The organism is Luteibacter pinisoli (genome assembly GCF_006385595.1).
Taxonomy (GTDB): Bacteria; Pseudomonadota; Gammaproteobacteria; order Xanthomonadales; family Rhodanobacteraceae; genus Luteibacter; species Luteibacter pinisoli.
Genome location: NZ_CP041046.1, coordinates 1,111,469 through 1,126,291 on the forward strand (window position 1 = coordinate 1,111,469; position 14,823 = coordinate 1,126,291).

General features: G+C 62.6%; 18 protein-coding genes. All 18 read left to right on the forward strand.

Going from position 1 to position 14,823, the window contains the following annotated elements:
* The first annotated feature begins 23 nt into the window (after positions 1-23).
* The 18 genes from rpoC (at position 24) to rplX (ending at position 14,812) form a co-directional block, all read left to right on the forward strand.
* Positions 24-4,238: a DNA-directed RNA polymerase subunit beta' gene (rpoC, locus tag FIV34_RS05030; RefSeq protein WP_139980282.1), complete on the forward strand. Its 4,215-nt coding sequence runs from the start codon at positions 24-26 to the stop codon at positions 4,236-4,238.
* Positions 4,239-4,410: 172 nt separating this feature from the next.
* Positions 4,411-4,785: a 30S ribosomal protein S12 gene (gene rpsL / locus FIV34_RS05035; RefSeq protein ID WP_036115505.1), complete on the forward strand. Its 375-nt coding sequence runs from the start codon at positions 4,411-4,413 to the stop codon at positions 4,783-4,785.
* A 16-nt stretch (positions 4,786-4,801) separates the two neighbouring features.
* Positions 4,802-5,269 (forward strand): 30S ribosomal protein S7, encoded by a 468-nt coding sequence (rpsG, locus tag FIV34_RS05040; protein ID WP_045829437.1) that lies wholly within the window; start codon positions 4,802-4,804, stop codon positions 5,267-5,269.
* Positions 5,270-5,301: 32 nt separating this feature from the next.
* A complete protein-coding gene (fusA, locus tag FIV34_RS05045; protein WP_139980284.1) occupies positions 5,302-7,431 on the forward strand; it encodes an elongation factor G in 2,130 nt (709 codons plus the stop codon).
* Positions 7,432-7,481: 50 nt separating this feature from the next.
* Entirely contained in the window at positions 7,482-8,672 is a 1,191-nt protein-coding gene (gene tuf / locus FIV34_RS05050) for an elongation factor Tu (protein WP_139980268.1), read from the forward strand.
* A 460-nt stretch (positions 8,673-9,132) separates the two neighbouring features.
* The gene (rpsJ, locus tag FIV34_RS05055) at positions 9,133-9,444 is read left to right on the forward strand and encodes a 30S ribosomal protein S10 (protein ID WP_036140140.1); all 312 of its coding nucleotides are present in this window, start codon (positions 9,133-9,135) and stop codon (positions 9,442-9,444) included.
* A 20-nt stretch (positions 9,445-9,464) separates the two neighbouring features.
* A complete protein-coding gene (rplC, locus tag FIV34_RS05060; protein ID WP_139980286.1) occupies positions 9,465-10,106 on the forward strand; it encodes a 50S ribosomal protein L3 in 642 nt (213 codons plus the stop codon).
* An 11-nt stretch (positions 10,107-10,117) separates the two neighbouring features.
* Complete coding sequence (gene rplD / locus FIV34_RS05065; protein ID WP_139980288.1) at positions 10,118-10,720, forward strand: 50S ribosomal protein L4; 603 nt, start codon at positions 10,118-10,120, stop codon at positions 10,718-10,720.
* Positions 10,717-11,010: a 50S ribosomal protein L23 gene (gene rplW / locus FIV34_RS05070; protein WP_139980290.1), complete on the forward strand. Its 294-nt coding sequence runs from the start codon at positions 10,717-10,719 to the stop codon at positions 11,008-11,010. The genes rplD and rplW overlap by 4 nt, the downstream gene beginning before the upstream one ends.
* Positions 11,011-11,028: 18 nt before the next feature.
* Positions 11,029-11,850, forward strand: coding sequence for a 50S ribosomal protein L2 (gene rplB, locus FIV34_RS05075; RefSeq protein WP_139980292.1), 822 nt, complete (start codon positions 11,029-11,031; stop codon positions 11,848-11,850).
* A gap of 13 nt (positions 11,851-11,863) precedes the next feature.
* The gene (gene rpsS / locus FIV34_RS05080; protein ID WP_029213892.1) at positions 11,864-12,136 is read left to right on the forward strand and encodes a 30S ribosomal protein S19; all 273 of its coding nucleotides are present in this window, start codon (positions 11,864-11,866) and stop codon (positions 12,134-12,136) included.
* Positions 12,136-12,471: a 50S ribosomal protein L22 gene (gene rplV, locus FIV34_RS05085; protein ID WP_139980294.1), complete on the forward strand. Its 336-nt coding sequence runs from the start codon at positions 12,136-12,138 to the stop codon at positions 12,469-12,471. Before rpsS ends, rplV begins: the two co-directional genes overlap by 1 nt.
* Positions 12,472-12,486: 15 nt before the next feature.
* Entirely contained in the window at positions 12,487-13,224 is a 738-nt protein-coding gene (gene rpsC / locus FIV34_RS05090; RefSeq protein WP_139980296.1) for a 30S ribosomal protein S3, read from the forward strand.
* A gap of 11 nt (positions 13,225-13,235) precedes the next feature.
* On the forward strand, positions 13,236-13,649 hold the full coding sequence (rplP, locus tag FIV34_RS05095) for a 50S ribosomal protein L16 (protein WP_045831130.1): 414 nt from the start codon (positions 13,236-13,238) through the stop codon (positions 13,647-13,649).
* The gene (gene rpmC, locus FIV34_RS05100) at positions 13,649-13,834 is read left to right on the forward strand and encodes a 50S ribosomal protein L29 (RefSeq protein ID WP_139980298.1); all 186 of its coding nucleotides are present in this window, start codon (positions 13,649-13,651) and stop codon (positions 13,832-13,834) included. Before rplP ends, rpmC begins: the two co-directional genes overlap by 1 nt.
* Before the next feature lie 12 nt (positions 13,835-13,846).
* Positions 13,847-14,107 (forward strand): 30S ribosomal protein S17, encoded by a 261-nt coding sequence (gene rpsQ, locus FIV34_RS05105; protein ID WP_139980301.1) that lies wholly within the window; start codon positions 13,847-13,849, stop codon positions 14,105-14,107.
* Positions 14,108-14,118: 11 nt separating this feature from the next.
* Positions 14,119-14,487, forward strand: a complete 369-nt coding sequence (gene rplN, locus FIV34_RS05110) for a 50S ribosomal protein L14 (protein WP_029213886.1) — start codon at positions 14,119-14,121, stop codon at positions 14,485-14,487.
* Between the two features lie 13 nt (positions 14,488-14,500).
* Positions 14,501-14,812, forward strand: a complete 312-nt coding sequence (rplX, locus tag FIV34_RS05115) for a 50S ribosomal protein L24 (protein ID WP_139980303.1) — start codon at positions 14,501-14,503, stop codon at positions 14,810-14,812.
* The last annotated feature ends 11 nt before the right edge of the window (positions 14,813-14,823 follow it).

Below are 14,823 nucleotides of genomic sequence, written 5' to 3' on the forward strand. Positions count from 1 at the left end.
GTCGCGGCTATCGGAGATTACGCATGAAAGACCTGCTCAATCTGTTCAACCAGCAGCGACAGACGCTGGACTTCGACGCGATCAAGATCGCCCTGGCTTCGCCGGAGCTGATCCGCTCGTGGTCGTACGGCGAAGTGAAGAAGCCGGAAACGATCAACTACCGCACGTTCAAGCCTGAGCGTGACGGTCTGTTCTGCGCGGCCATCTTTGGCCCGATCAAGGACTACGAGTGCCTGTGCGGCAAGTACAAGCGCATGAAGCATCGTGGCGTCGTGTGCGAGAAGTGCGGTACCGAGGTCACCCTGGCCAAGGTCCGTCGCGAGCGCATGGGCCACATCGAGCTGGCCAGCCCGACCGCGCACATCTGGTTCCTGAAGTCGCTGCCGTCGCGCATCGGCCTCATGCTGGACATGACGCTGCGTGACATCGAGCGCATCCTGTACTTCGAAGCCTTCGTCGTGATCGATCCGGGCCTGACCGCGCTTGAGCGCGGCCAGCTGCTCAGCGAAGACCAGTACCTGGAAGCCACCGAAGAGCACGGCGACGAATTCGATGCCCGCATGGGTGCCGAGGCCGTCTACGAGCTGCTGAAGAGCCTCGACCTGCCGGGCGAAGTCATCCGCCTCAAGGAAGAGATCGCCTCGACCAATTCGGAAACCAAGCTCAAGCGCCTCACCAAGCGCGTCAAGCTGATCGAAGCGTTCCTGGAATCCGGCAACAAGCCGGAGTGGATGGTGCTGACCGTGCTTCCGGTGCTCCCGCCGGATCTGCGTCCGCTCGTCCCGCTGGACGGTGGCCGTTTCGCCACGTCCGACCTGAACGACCTGTACCGCCGCGTCATCAACCGTAACAACCGCCTGAAGCGCCTGCTCGAACTCGCTGCGCCGGACATCATCGTCCGCAACGAGAAGCGCATGCTCCAGGAATCGGTCGATGCGCTGCTCGACAACGGCCGCCGCGGCCGTGCCATCACCGGCACGAACAAGCGCGCGCTGAAGTCGCTGGCCGACATGATCAAGGGCAAGCAGGGCCGCTTCCGCCAGAACCTGCTCGGCAAGCGCGTCGACTACTCGGGCCGTTCGGTCATCGTGGTCGGCCCGACCCTGCGCCTGCACCAGTGCGGCCTGCCGAAGAAGATGGCGCTTGAGCTGTTCAAGCCCTTCATCTTCGCCAAGCTCCAGGCGCGTGGCGAAGCCACCACCATCAAGGCGGCCAAGAAGCTCGTCGAGCGCGAAGAGTCGCAGGTGTGGGACATCCTGGAAGAGGTGATCCGCGAACATCCGGTCATGCTCAACCGCGCGCCCACGCTGCATCGTCTCGGCATCCAGGCGTTCGAGCCGGTGCTGATCGAAGGCAAGGCCATCCAGCTGCATCCGCTCGTCTGTACGGCATTCAACGCCGACTTCGACGGTGACCAGATGGCTGTCCACGTGCCGCTGTCGATCGAAGCGCAGCTCGAAGCCCGCGCCCTGATGATGTCGTCGAACAACGTGCTGTCGCCGGCGAACGGCGAGCCGATCATCGTGCCGTCGCAGGACGTCGTGCTCGGCCTGTACTACATGACCCGCGAGCTGGTTAACGCCAAGGGCTCGGGCATGGTGTTCGCCAACATCGGTGAAGTGCGCCGCGCGTACGACAACCGTGCCGTCGAACTGCACGCCAAGGTCAAGGTCCGCGTCCGCGTGTTCGAACTCGCGGAAGACGGTACCCGTTCGGCAAGCACCCAGATCGTCGATACGACCGTGGGTCGCGCGCTGCTGGCCGAGATCATCCCGGAAGGCCTCCCGTTCGCCCTGGTGAACGTCGAGCTGACCAAGAAGAACATCTCGCGCCTGATCAACCAGAGCTACCGTCTGCTCGGCCTGAAGGAATCGGTCGTGTTCGCGGATAAGCTGATGTACACCGGCTTCCGTTTTGCGACGCGCGCCGGCATCTCCATCGGCATCGACGACATGAAGATCCCGGGCGAGAAGAAGGCGATCCTCGAGGAAGCCGAGAAGGAAGTCGTCGAGATCCAGGAGCAGTACCAGTCGGGCCTCGTCACCGCCGGTGAGCGTTACAACAAGGTCGTCGACATCTGGTCGCGCACGAACGAACTGGTGGCGAAGGCCATGATCGACGGTATCGGTACCGAGAAGGTCACCGATCTCGAAGGCAAGGTCGTCAACCAGAAGTCGATGAACTCGCTGTACATCATGGCCGACTCCGGCGCGCGTGGTAGCGCGGCGCAGATTCGCCAGCTGGCAGGTATGCGTGGCCTGATGGCCCGTCCGGATGGCTCGATCATCGAGACGCCGATCAAGGCGAACTTCCGTGAAGGCCTGAACGTCCTGCAGTACTTCAACTCCACCCACGGTGCTCGTAAGGGCCTGGCGGATACGGCGCTGAAGACCGCGAACTCGGGTTACCTGACCCGTCGTCTCGTCGACGTGGCCCAGGACGTGGTGATTACCCACCACGACTGCGGCACCGAAGACGGCGTGATGATGGCGCCGATCGTGGAAGGCGGTGACGTGGTCGAGCCGCTGCGCGAGCGCGTGCTGGGCCGCGTGGTGGTCGAAGACGTCTACGCCCCGGGCGAAGGCGACGAAGCGATCGTCACCCGCGATACGCTGCTTGACGAAGGCCTGGTCGACAAGCTCGACAAGGCCGGCGTGCAGCTGATCAAGGTGCGTTCGCCGATCACCTGCCGTGCCAGCCATGGCGTTTGCGCGCTGTGCTACGGCCGCGACCTGGCCCGTGGTCACCTCGTGAACATGGGTGAGGCCGTGGGCGTCGTCGCCGCACAGTCCATCGGTGAGCCGGGTACCCAGCTGACGATGCGTACGTTCCATATCGGTGGTGCGGCTTCCCGTGCCGCCGCCGTGGATAACGTCACCGTCCGCACCACGGGTTCGCTGAAGTTCAACAACCTGAAGTCGGTCGAGCATTCGGCGGGCCACCTGGTGGCCGTGTCGCGTTCGGGCGAAGTCAGCGTCATCGACGTGAACGGCCGCGAGCGCGAGCGCTACAAGGTGCCTTACGGTGCCACCATCGCAGTGAAGGACGGCGACCCGGTCAAGGCCGGCCAGACCGTCGCGAACTGGGATCCGCATACCCACCCGATCGTCACGGAAGTGGCTGGTGTGGTCCGCTTCATCGACTTCATCGATGGCGTGACCGTGCAGTCGCAGACGGACGACCTGACCGGCCTCGAGTCGGCGGTGGTGACCGATCCGAAGCGTCGCGGTACGCAGGCCAAGGATCTGCGCCCGATCGTCCGCCTGGAAGACAGCAAGGGCCGTGAGCTCAAGCTGCCGGGCACCGACATCGCGGCTCAGTACTTCCTGCCGGCCGGCGCCATCGTGTCGATCCAGAACGGCGCCGAAGTGGGCGTGGGTGACGTCGTCGCCCGTATCCCGCAGGAAACGTCGAAGACCCGTGACATCACCGGTGGTCTGCCCCGCGTGGCCGATCTGTTCGAAGCGCGCAAGCCCAAGGAGCCGGCGATCCTTGCCGAGCGCTCGGGTATCGTCAGCTTCGGCAAGGACACCAAGGGCAAGCAGCGTCTCATCATCAAGGACGTGGACGGCAACGAGCACGAAGAGCTGATTCCGAAGTGGCGTCAGGTCATCGTCTTCGAAGGCGAGCACGTGGAGAAGGGCGAAACCGTCGTCGACGGCGAGCCGAATCCGCATGACATCCTGCGCCTGCTGGGTGTCGAGCCGCTGGCCAGCTACCTGGTGAAGGAAATCCAGGACGTGTACCGCCTGCAGGGCGTGAAGATCAACGACAAGCACATCGAAGCGATCATTCGCCAGATGCTCCGCAAGGTCGAGATCACCGAGGCAGGGGACAGCACGTACCTGCGCGGTGAGCAGGTCGAGCGCGTCCGCATGAACGAGGAAAACGAGCGCGCTGAGAAGCGTGGCGAGCGTCCTGCCTCGTTCGAGTCGGTCCTGCTGGGCATCACCAAGGCCTCGCTGGCCACCGAGTCGTTCATCTCGGCGGCCTCGTTCCAGGAGACCACCCGCGTCCTCACCGAGGCAGCCGTCCGCGGCACCCGTGATACGTTGCGTGGCCTCAAGGAAAATGTTATTGTTGGGCGGCTAATCCCTGCGGGTACGGGTCTGGCTTACCACGCTTCGCGTCGTAGCCAGAGCGGCCTGACGGACTCGGATCTCCAGACCCTCCAGGGTTCGGGCTCCGCCGTCTCGTTCGAAGAGGCTCCCGCCGGGTCCAACGATAGCGCCGAGTGAGGCCCCGTACGGGCTTCGCCCGTACATACGAAATGAGGCGCATGGATGCGCCTCGTGTTCGGATTCAGGGACGATGGGTGCCGGTCGCTCAAGGCGGCGGCGCACGTCAAAATCGCTTATACGGCGGGCCGATCATTCGGTCTGCCTTTATGTTTCTCAGGAATAGCTTCGCATGACGACAGTCAACCAGTTGGTGCGCAAATCCCGCAGCCCGAAGGCTTACAAGAGCGCTTCGCCGGCCCTGCAGAGCAGCCCGCAGCGTCGCGGTGTTTGCACGCGCGTTTATACGACCACCCCGAAGAAGCCGAACTCGGCGCTGCGTAAGGTTGCCAAGGTGCGCCTCACCAACGGTTTCGAAGTCATCAGCTACATCGGTGGCGAAGGTCACAACCTCCAGGAGCATTCGGTGGTCCTGATCCGCGGCGGTCGCGTCAAGGATCTCCCGGGTGTGCGTTACCACACGGTTCGCGGCAGTCTCGACTGCGCCGGCGTGACCAAGCGTCGCAAGTCGCGCTCGAAGTACGGCGCCAAGCGCCCGAAGAGCTGAGTAAAGGACAAGAATTATGTCGCGTAAAGGTTCCCATCCCGCCCGTGTGGTCCTCCCGGACCCGAAGCACGGAAGCCAGCTGATCGCCCGCTTCATCAACATGGTGATGAAGTCCGGCAAGAAGTCGGTCGCTGAAGCCATCGTCTACGGTGCCCTCGAGGCTATCGGCGAGAAGCACGCAGAGCCGGTTCAGCTCGTTGAAAAGGCTCTCGGCAACATTGCCCCGGCCGTCGAAGTGAAGTCCCGCCGCGTCGGCGGTGCGACCTACCAGGTGCCGGTCGAAGTCCGTCCGGGCCGTCGTATGGCGCTTGCCATGCGCTGGGTCATCGATGCCGCCCGCAAGCGTGGCGAAACGTCGATGCCGCGCAAGCTGGCTGCTGAACTCCTCGAGGCTTCCGAGTCCCGTGGTGGCGCCGTCAAGAAGCGCGAAGAAACGCACCGCATGGCAGAGGCCAACAAAGCCTTCTCGCATTACCGCTGGTAATCCCCTCCAGCTTCAAGATCTGAGGAAAGACCGTGGCACGCACCACTCCCATCGAGCGCTACCGCAATTTCGGCATCATGGCCCACATCGATGCCGGCAAGACCACCACGACGGAGCGCATCCTGTTCTACACCGGTGTCAGTCATAAGATTGGCGAGGTGCATGACGGCGCTGCGACGATGGACTGGATGGAGCAGGAGCAGGAGCGCGGCATCACCATCACTTCCGCTGCCACGACGGCATTCTGGAAGGGCATGGATCGTTCGCTGCCCGAGCACCGCTTCAACATCATCGACACCCCGGGACACGTCGACTTCACCATCGAAGTGGAGCGTTCGCTCCGCGTGCTCGACGGTGCGGTGTTCGTGCTCTGTGCCGTGGGTGGTGTGCAGCCGCAGTCGGAAACCGTCTGGCGCCAGGCTAACCGCTACAAGGTGCCCCGCCTTGCGTTCGTCAACAAGATGGACCGCACCGGCGCGAACTTCTACAAGGTCGTCGAGCAGCTGAAGGCCCGCCTTGGTGCCAACCCGATCGAGATGCAGGTCCCGATCGGCGCGGAAGACCAGTTCGAAGGCGTGGTCGATCTCCTCAAGATGAAGGCGATCATCTGGGATATGGAATCCCAGGGCATGAAGTTCGAGTACCAGGACATCCCGGCGAACCTCCAGGAAAAGGCCGAGTCGGCCCGCGTGACCATGATCGAAGCCGCGGCGGAAGCCTCGGAAGAGATGATGGACAAGTACCTGGGCGGCGAAGAGCTGACCGAAGCCGAGATCATCGAAGGTCTTCGCCTGCGCACCCTGCGTAGCGAGATCATCCCGGTGTTCTGCGGCACGGCGTTCAAGAACAAGGGCGTCCAGGCGATGCTCGACGCGGTTGTCAACCTGCTCCCGTCGCCCATCGACCGTCCGCCGGTCGAAGGTGTGAACGAAGACGAGCAGCCGGATACCCGTCCGGCCAAGGACGACGCACCGTTCTCGGCGCTGGCGTTCAAGATCATGACCGACCCGTTCGTCGGCGCGCTGACGTTCTTCCGTGTCTATTCGGGCACGCTGAACGCCGGTGACCAGGTGTACAACCCGGTCAAGTCGAAGAAGGAACGCATCGGCCGCATCCTGCAGATGCATGCCAACGAGCGTCACGAACTGAAGGAAGTCCGCGCTGGCGATATCGCCGCTGCGGTGGGCCTGAAGGACGTCACGACCGGTGACACGCTCTGCGCGCAGGATCACATCATCACCCTGGAGCGCATGACGTTCCCGGAGCCGGTGATCTCGATGGCGGTTGAGCCGAAGACGAAGTCGGACCAGGAAAAGATGGGTATCGCCCTCGGCCGTCTGGCTGCGGAAGATCCGTCGTTCCGCGTCAAGACGGACGAAGAGTCGGGCCAGACGATCATCTCGGGCATGGGCGAGCTTCACCTGGACATCCTGGTGGACCGCATGCGCCGCGAGTTCAACGTCGAAGCCAACGTCGGCAAGCCGCAGGTGGCTTACCGCGAGACGATCCAGGCCGCTGACGTCAAGTCGGACTACAAGCACGCCAAGCAGTCGGGTGGTAAGGGTCAGTACGGTCACGTCGTGATCGAGCTGTCGCCCATCACCGACGCTGACCGCGCGGATCCGAAGATCGGGCCGTCCATCAAGGACGACTTCCTCTTCATCAACGACATCACCGGTGGCGTCATCCCGAAGGAATTCATCCCGTCGGTTGAGAAGGGCCTCCGTGAGACGATCACCAGCGGTCCGCTCGCGGGCTTCCCGGTCGTCAACGTCAAGGTGAAGCTCGTCTTCGGTTCGTACCATGACGTCGATTCGTCGGAAATGGCGTTCAAGCTCGCTTCGTCGATGGCCTTCAAGCAGGGCTTCGCCAAGGCGCAGCCGGTGCTGCTCGAGCCGATCATGAAGGTCGAGGTCGTGACGCCTGAAGATTACGTCGGTGACATCATGGGTGACCTCAGCCGCCGTCGTGGCATGCTGACCGGTCAGGACGACACGCCGTCGGGCAAGACCATCAACGCGATGGTTCCGCTGGGCGAGATGTTCGGCTACGCCACCACGATCCGCTCGCTGAGCCAGGGTCGCGCGATGTTCACGATGGAATTTGACCACTACGATCCGGCGCCGAAGAATGTCGCCGACGAGGTCATGAAGAAGTCCTGATAAGGGCTTCTTCTTCCCCCCATTCAACGATTTTTTAGAGGTTCCAAGTCATGGCAAAGGGTAAGTTCGAGCGTAAGAAGCCGCACGTCAACGTCGGCACCATCGGTCACGTCGACCACGGCAAGACCACGCTGACCGCCGCGCTGACCAAGATCGGCGCTGAGCGTTTCGGCGGCGAATTCAAGGACTACGGTTCGATCGACGCGGCTCCGGAAGAGAAGGCTCGTGGTATCACGATCTCGACCGCCCACGTGGAATATGAATCGCCGACCCGTCACTACGGTCACGTCGATTGCCCGGGCCATGCTGACTACGTCAAGAACATGATCACCGGTGCCGCCCAGATGGACGGCGCGATCCTGGTGTGCTCGGCCGCTGACGGCCCGATGCCGCAGACCCGCGAGCACATCCTGCTCTCGCGTCAGGTCGGCGTCCCGTACATCGTCGTGTTCCTGAACAAGGCCGACATGGTCGACGACGCCGAGCTCCTGGAGCTCGTCGAAATGGAAGTGCGCGAACTGCTCTCGAAGTACGAGTTCCCGGGCGACGACACCCCGATCATCGCGGGTTCGGCGCGTCTGGCCCTCGACGGCGACCAGTCGGACATCGGCGTGCCGGCGATCATCAAGCTGGTCGACGCGCTCGACAGCTGGATCCCGGAGCCGGAGCGTGACATCGACAAGCCGTTCCTGCTGCCGGTCGAAGACGTGTTCTCGATCTCGGGCCGCGGTACGGTGCTGACCGGTCGCGTTGAGCGCGGTATCGTCAAGGTCGGCGATCCGGCCGAAGTGGTTGGCCTGAAGGCCACCCAGAACACGACGGTTACCGGCGTGGAAATGTTCCGCAAGCTGCTCGACCAGGGTCAGGCCGGTGACAACGTCGGCGTGCTGGTCCGTGGCCTGAAGCGTGAAGACGTCGAGCGTGGCCAGGTCCTGGCCAAGCCGGGCACCGTGACCCCGCACACCGAGTTCGAAGGTGAGATCTACGTCCTGTCGAAGGACGAAGGCGGCCGTCACACCCCGTTCTTCAGCAACTACCGTCCGCAGTTCTACTTCCGTACCACGGACGTGACGGGCTCCATCAAGCTGCCGGAAGGCACCGAGATGGTGATGCCGGGCGACAACGTGAAGATCTCGGTGACCCTGGGCTTCCCGATCGCCATGGACGAAGGCCTGCGCTTTGCTATCCGCGAAGGTGGCCGCACCGTCGGCGCCGGCGTCGTGGCGAAGATCACCAAGTAAGAAAAGATCGCCAGGGCAGGGCAACCTGCCCGGTATCGAAGAAGCGGGGGCGAAAGCCCCCGTTTTTTTTTGCTTATTTTTTGACCAGGGGCTTCCATTCCCCTGGCGAACCAGCTATATTCGTCGAGTTATATCAGCCACATGCCCTCCGGGGCTGGGCTCACCGCGAAATGAGGCGCACGGAATGTGCTTCGAGTTCGCCGGCATGGACGCCGAATAGGATGCCAACGGGCAACGAGCGCAAGCTCTGTTGACCCATGTCGTTGCGTATTCTATACTTTTCTGTCTGGGCAGGCCGTTTATGCGGTCTGCCCGACTTTTTCGGGTCGTTTTGGACGGTGTCAAGCCGTACCGGGCGGCCCGTTGCGGTACCCGTAGTAAGTAGTAACTGGGTTGTGCGGGGTGGCGAGAAGCCATTCCGAATCACAAGAACGTTCTTTCGATAACAGGACACGGTTTTATGGCGAACCAAAAGATTCGCATTCGGCTCAAGGCCTTCGATCATCGCCTGATCGATCGTTCGGCCAGCGAAATCGTCGAGACGGCCAAGCGCACTGGCGCTACGGTTCTCGGCCCGATCCCGCTGCCGACCAAGATTGAGCGCTACACCATTCTGGTGTCGCCGCACGTCGACAAAGATGCCCGCGACCAGTACGAGACTCGTACGCACAAGCGCGTTCTGGACATCATTGATCCCAACGACAAGACCGTGGACGCGCTCATGAAGCTCGATCTTGCCGCTGGTGTCGATGTGCAGATCAAGCTGGGCTGAGCGGATAAAAGGATACGAAGATGAGTATCGGACTGGTTGGCCGCAAGTGCGGCATGAGCCGGCTCTTCACTGAAGATGGCCGCTCGATTCCGGTGACGCTGATTGAAGCGACCCCGAATCGTGTGACCCAGGTGAAGACGGTTGAAATCGACGGCTACGACGCCGTCCAGGTCACGGCTGGCGCCAAGCGCGCGTCGCTGCTGACGAACCCCGCCAAGGGTCACTACGCGAAGGCCAAGGTTGAGCCGGGTCGTGGTCTGTGGGAATTCCGCCTGAACGCGGACGAATCGGGCAAGTACGAAGTCGGTGCCGAGCTGACCGCGGAAGCGGTGTTCAGCGTAGGCCAGACCGTCGACGTCGCCGGCGTCTCGAAGGGTAAGGGCTTCCAGGGCACCATCAAGCGTCACCACTTCAAGATGGGCGACGCTACCCACGGTAACTCGCTGTCGCATCGCGCCCCCGGCTCGATCGGCCAGCGCCAGACCCCGGGTCGTGTGTTCCCTGGTAAGAAGATGTCGGGCCACATGGGTGCGGTCAATCGCACCGTGCAGGGCCTGGAAGTGGTCAAGGTCGACGCCGAACGTCATCTCATCGCGGTCAAGGGCGCAATCCCTGGCGCGCCGGGTGGCGACGTCGTGATCCGTCCGACGACCAAGGGTTGAGGAGAGACGCCATGGAACTTAACGTTATTGGCGCCAAGTCGCTCACTGTCTCGGACGAAGTGTTCGGCGGCGAGTACAAGAAGGCCCTCGTGCACCAGGTCGTCACTGCCTACCAGGCAGCCGGCCGCGCCGGCACCAAAGCGCAGCTTTCGCGCGGTGAGATGTCGGGTACCACGAAGAAGTTCAAGAAGCAGAAGGGCGGCGGCGCCCGCCACGGCGACTACCGTGCCCCGATCTTCGTGGGCGGTGGTGTGACGTTCGCAGCGAAGCCGCGCAGCTTTGAGCAGAAGGTCAACCGCAAGGCTTACCGCGTTGCGATTCGTTCGATCGTCGCCGAGCTGCACCGTCAGGATCGCCTGAAGGTCGTCTCCGAACTGTCGCTCGAGAAGGCCAGCACCAAGGCGATGATCGCCAAGCTTGCCGAGCTCGAAGTCAAGGGTCGTGTCCTGCTGGTGTCGGAAGACGCCACCGAGGCGCTGTACCTGTCCGCACGCAACATTCCGTACATCCACGTCGTCGACGTGCTGGCCCTGAACCCGGTCAGCCTCGTTGGTAGCGACTTCGTCATCATGACGGTGGACGCGGTCAAGAAGGTCGAGGAGTGGCTCGCATGAGCACCGAACGTACGCTCAACACGCTTCGCGCCCCGCACATTTCCGAAAAGGCTGCCCGCCTCGCTGAGCACAACCAGTATGTGTTCATCGTTGCGCCCGAGGCGACCAAGGCTGATGTTGCGGTCGCGGTTGAGGAACTCTTCGACGTCAAGGTCGTGGACGTGAACCTCGTGAATACCAAGGGCAAGGTGAAGTCGTTCCGCTTCCGCACTGGCAACCGCCAGGGCAAGCGCAAGGCTTACGTCCGCCTCGCCGATGGCCACACGATCGACGTGTCGGCCAAGGCCTGAGCCAGGAGTTGAATTGAGATGGCACTGATCACTCACAAGCCGACCTCCCCGGGCCGCCGCGACGCTGTCAGCGTGCGGACCGAAGGTCTGCACAAGGGCGCACCGTACGCGCCCCTGACCGAATCGCAGTCGAAGACGGGCGGACGCAACCACTACGGTCGCATCACCACGCGTCATCGCGGCGGCGGTCACAAGCAGGCTTACCGCATCATCGACTTCAAGCGCGACAAGGAAGGCATTGCCGCCGTTGTCGAGCGTCTTGAATACGACCCGAACCGCACCGCGCACATCGCGCTGCTGTGCTACGCCGACGGCGAGCGCCGCTACATCATCGCGCCGAAGGGCGTGGCGACTGGCGACCGTCTCGTGTCCGGTTCCGACTCCCCGATCAAGCCGGGCAACTGTCTGCCGCTTCGTTCGATCCCGGTCGGTTCCACGATCCACTGCATCGAGATGAAGCCTGGCAAGGGTGCGCAGATCGCGCGTTCCGCTGGTGCCTCGGTCCAGCTGGTCGCTCGCGAGCAGGGCTATGCCACGCTGCGTCTTCGCTCCGGCGAAATGCGCCGCGTCCCGGTTGAATGCCGCGCCACCATCGGTGAAGTCGGCAACTCCGAGCACAGCCTGCGCAAGCTCGGCAAGGCCGGTAAGAAGCGCTGGGCGGGTATCCGTCCGACCGTTCGCGGTGTCGTGATGAACCCGGTCGACCATCCGCACGGCGGTGGTGAGGGCAAGACCTCTGGCGGCCGTCATCCGGTCAGCCCGTGGGGTACCCCGACCAAGGGTTACAAGACGCGCAATAACAAGCGCACCCAGCAGTTCATCGTGCGTCGTCGCAAGTAATTAGGAAACGATCATGCCGCGCTCTCTAAAGAAAGGTCCGTTCGTTGACCTGCACCTCGTAAAGAAGGTGGAAGCCGCCGTTTCCGCCAATAACAAGCGTCCGATCAAGACCTGGTCGCGTCGCTCGATGATCCTGCCGGAGATGGTCGGTCTGACCATCGCCATCCACAACGGCCGCCAGCATGTGCCGGTGCTCATCAACGAGAACATGGTCGGGCATAAGCTCGGCGAGTTCGCGGTGACCCGCACCTACAAGGGGCACGCCGGCGACAAGAAGGGCAAGTGATGAGCACTGAAGCCAAAGCGATCCTGCGTGGCGCCCGCATTTCGGCGCAAAAGGCACGCCTGGTGGCAGACCTGGTCCGCGGCATGCCCGTCGGCCGGGCCAGCGACACGCTTGCCTTTACCAACAAGAAGGCCGCCCACCTTGTTCGCAAGGTGCTGCTGTCCGCCGTCGCCAACGCTGAGAACAATCTCGGCGCCGACGTGGACGAGCTGAAGGTCACGCGTATTTTCGTCGACGAAGGTCAGGCGATGAAGCGCATGTTCGCCCGGGCCAAAGGCCGCGGTTCGCGCATCCTGAAGCGCACCAGCCACATCACTGTGGTTGTTGGTAACTGACTGGGGTAAGAGACGATGGGTCATAAAGTACATCCCACCGGTATCCGCCTCGGCATTGCCAAGGACTGGAACTCGAAGTGGTACGCCAATAAGGGCGAATATGCGGTCTATCTCGCAGCTGACCTCAAGGTCCGCGAGATGCTCCGCAAGAAGCTCGCCGCCGCCGGTATCTCGAAGATCCAGATCGAGCGCCCGGCCAAGACCGCCCGCGTGACGATCCACACCGCCCGTCCGGGCGTGGTGATCGGCAAGAAGGGCGAGGACATCGAGAAGCTGCGTAAGGAAGTCACCGACATGATGGGCGTCCCGACGCACATCAACGTCAGCGAAGTCCGCAAGCCGGAACTCGACGCCCAGCTCGTTGCCGAGTCGATCGCGCAGCAGCTCGAGCGCCGCATCATGTTCCGTCGTGCCATGAAGCGCTCGGTTGGTAACGCCATGCGCCTCGGCGCCCTGGGCATCAAGATCAACGTCTCCGGCCGTCTGAACGGCGCCGAGATCGCGCGCTCCGAGTGGGCTCGTGAAGGTCGCGTGCCCCTCCACACCCTCCGCGCTGACATCGACTACGGCACCGCCGAAGCGAAGACCCAGTACGGCATCATCGGTGTGAAGGTGTGGGTCTATAAGGGCGAGATCTTCGACCTCGCGGCCGCCACGGCCGAGGCGTCGAAGGAAGATCAGCAGCCGCAGCAGTCGTCGCGTCGCGATGGTGGTGAAAACCGCCGTGAGCGTGGCGAGCGCTCTGCCAAGTAAGGAGCGTTGCCATGTTGCAACCGAAGCGTACCAAGTACCGCAAGATGCATAAGGGCCGTAACGACGGCCTGGCATTCAATTCCAACCTCGTGAGCTTTGGCGAGTACGGCCTCAAGGCGACGACGCATGGTCAGCTGACCGCGCGTCAGATCGAAGCGGCCCGTCGTTGCATCACGCGCTACGTCAAGCGTGGCGGCAAGTTGTGGATCCGCGTGTTCCCGGACAAGCCGATCACCCGCAAGCCCATCGAAGTTCGAATGGGTGCCGGTAAGGGTGGCGTCGAGTTCTGGGTTGCTCTGATCCAGCCGGGCCGCATGCTTTATGAAATCGAAGGCGTCGACGAAGCAACCGCACGTGAGGCCATGCGCCTTGCCGCTGCCAAGCTCTCGGTCCAGACCCAGTTCGTGTCCAGGGCGGTGATGTAATGGCCATCAAAGAAATCAAAGACAAGTCGGCGGAAGAGCTGAATCAGCATCTGCTGGACCTTCGCAAGGAGCAGTTCAATCTGCGCATGCAGAAGGGCTCCGGCCAGCTCAACCAGCCGCACCAGCTGCGCCGCGTTCGGCGCGACATCGCCCGCACGAAGTTCGTGCTCGGCGAGAAGAAGTAAGGGACGGCTGATATGAGCGATAACACGAAAACAGCGCGTACCCTTGTCGGTCGCGTCATTAGCAACAAGATGGCCAGCACTGTCACGGTCCTGATCGAGCGCCAGGTGCAGCATCCGCTGCTCGGCAAGATCATCCGCCGCTCCACCAAGCTCCACGCGCACGATGAAACCGGTGCGAATGAGGGCGACGTGGTGCGTATCGCAGAGTGCCGTCCGCTGTCGAAGACCAAGCATCACCGCGTGGTCGAAATCGTCACGCGCGCTGAAGTCTAAGGAGAGCTGCCATGATTCAGGTACAGAGCATGCTTTCCGCGGCTGATAACAGCGGCGCGAAGGAAATGATGTGCATCAAGGTGCTGGGCGGCTCGAAGCGCCGTTACGCCAGCGTCGGTGATGTGATCAAGGTGACGATCAAGGACGCGATCCCCCGCGGCAAGGTCAAGAAGGGCGAGGTGTACAACGCCGTGGTGGTTCGTACCGCCAAGGGTGTGCGCCGTCCGGATGGCTCGGTGATCCGTTTCGACGGTAACGCGGCCGTCATCCTCAACAATAAGCTCGAGCCGATCGGTACCCGTATCTTCGGGCCGGTTACCCGCGAGCTGCGCAGCGAGAAGTTCATGAAGATCGTCTCGCTCGCGCCTGAAGTGCTCTGAGCGGAGGCCAGACATGAACCGTATCCGCAAGGGTGACCACGTCGTCGTGCTCACCGGCAAGAACAAGGGCCAGCGCGGCGATGTGCTGCGTGTCGACGGCGACCGCGTGGTCGTCTCGAACGTCAACATCATCAAGCGTCACACCAAGCCGAACCCCCAGGCCAACCAGCCTGGCGGTATCGTCGAGCGTGAGGCCTCGATCCACATTTCCAATGTCCAGCTCTTCAACTCCGCCGCTAACAAGGGCGAGCGCGTGGGCACCAAGACGCTCGAAGACGGGCGCAAGGTGCGCGTGTTCGTCTCCGGCGAAGTCGTCGACGCGTAAGGAATCGAAGT

What these genes read in the sequence shown, in the direction of transcription:
- rpoC (WP_139980282.1), top strand. Translation starts at nt 24, where the DNA reads ATGAAAGACCTGCTCAATCTGTTCAACCAGCAGCGACAGACGCTGGAC.
- rpsL (WP_036115505.1), top strand. Translation starts at nt 4,411, where the DNA reads ATGACGACAGTCAACCAGTTGGTGCGCAAATCCCGCAGCCCGAAGGCT.
- rpsG (WP_045829437.1), top strand. Translation starts at nt 4,802, where the DNA reads ATGTCGCGTAAAGGTTCCCATCCCGCCCGTGTGGTCCTCCCGGACCCG.
- tuf (WP_139980268.1), top strand. Translation starts at nt 7,482, where the DNA reads ATGGCAAAGGGTAAGTTCGAGCGTAAGAAGCCGCACGTCAACGTCGGC.
- rpsJ (WP_036140140.1), top strand. Translation starts at nt 9,133, where the DNA reads ATGGCGAACCAAAAGATTCGCATTCGGCTCAAGGCCTTCGATCATCGC.
- rplC (WP_139980286.1), top strand. Translation starts at nt 9,465, where the DNA reads ATGAGTATCGGACTGGTTGGCCGCAAGTGCGGCATGAGCCGGCTCTTC.
- rplD (WP_139980288.1), top strand. Translation starts at nt 10,118, where the DNA reads ATGGAACTTAACGTTATTGGCGCCAAGTCGCTCACTGTCTCGGACGAA.
- rplW (WP_139980290.1), top strand. Translation starts at nt 10,717, where the DNA reads ATGAGCACCGAACGTACGCTCAACACGCTTCGCGCCCCGCACATTTCC.
- rplB (WP_139980292.1), top strand. Translation starts at nt 11,029, where the DNA reads ATGGCACTGATCACTCACAAGCCGACCTCCCCGGGCCGCCGCGACGCT.
- rpsS (WP_029213892.1), top strand. Translation starts at nt 11,864, where the DNA reads ATGCCGCGCTCTCTAAAGAAAGGTCCGTTCGTTGACCTGCACCTCGTA.
- rplV (WP_139980294.1), top strand. Translation starts at nt 12,136, where the DNA reads ATGAGCACTGAAGCCAAAGCGATCCTGCGTGGCGCCCGCATTTCGGCG.
- rpsC (WP_139980296.1), top strand. Translation starts at nt 12,487, where the DNA reads ATGGGTCATAAAGTACATCCCACCGGTATCCGCCTCGGCATTGCCAAG.
- rplP (WP_045831130.1), top strand. Translation starts at nt 13,236, where the DNA reads ATGTTGCAACCGAAGCGTACCAAGTACCGCAAGATGCATAAGGGCCGT.
- rpmC (WP_139980298.1), top strand. Translation starts at nt 13,649, where the DNA reads ATGGCCATCAAAGAAATCAAAGACAAGTCGGCGGAAGAGCTGAATCAG.
- rpsQ (WP_139980301.1), top strand. Translation starts at nt 13,847, where the DNA reads ATGAGCGATAACACGAAAACAGCGCGTACCCTTGTCGGTCGCGTCATT.
- rplN (WP_029213886.1), top strand. Translation starts at nt 14,119, where the DNA reads ATGATTCAGGTACAGAGCATGCTTTCCGCGGCTGATAACAGCGGCGCG.
- rplX (WP_139980303.1), top strand. Translation starts at nt 14,501, where the DNA reads ATGAACCGTATCCGCAAGGGTGACCACGTCGTCGTGCTCACCGGCAAG.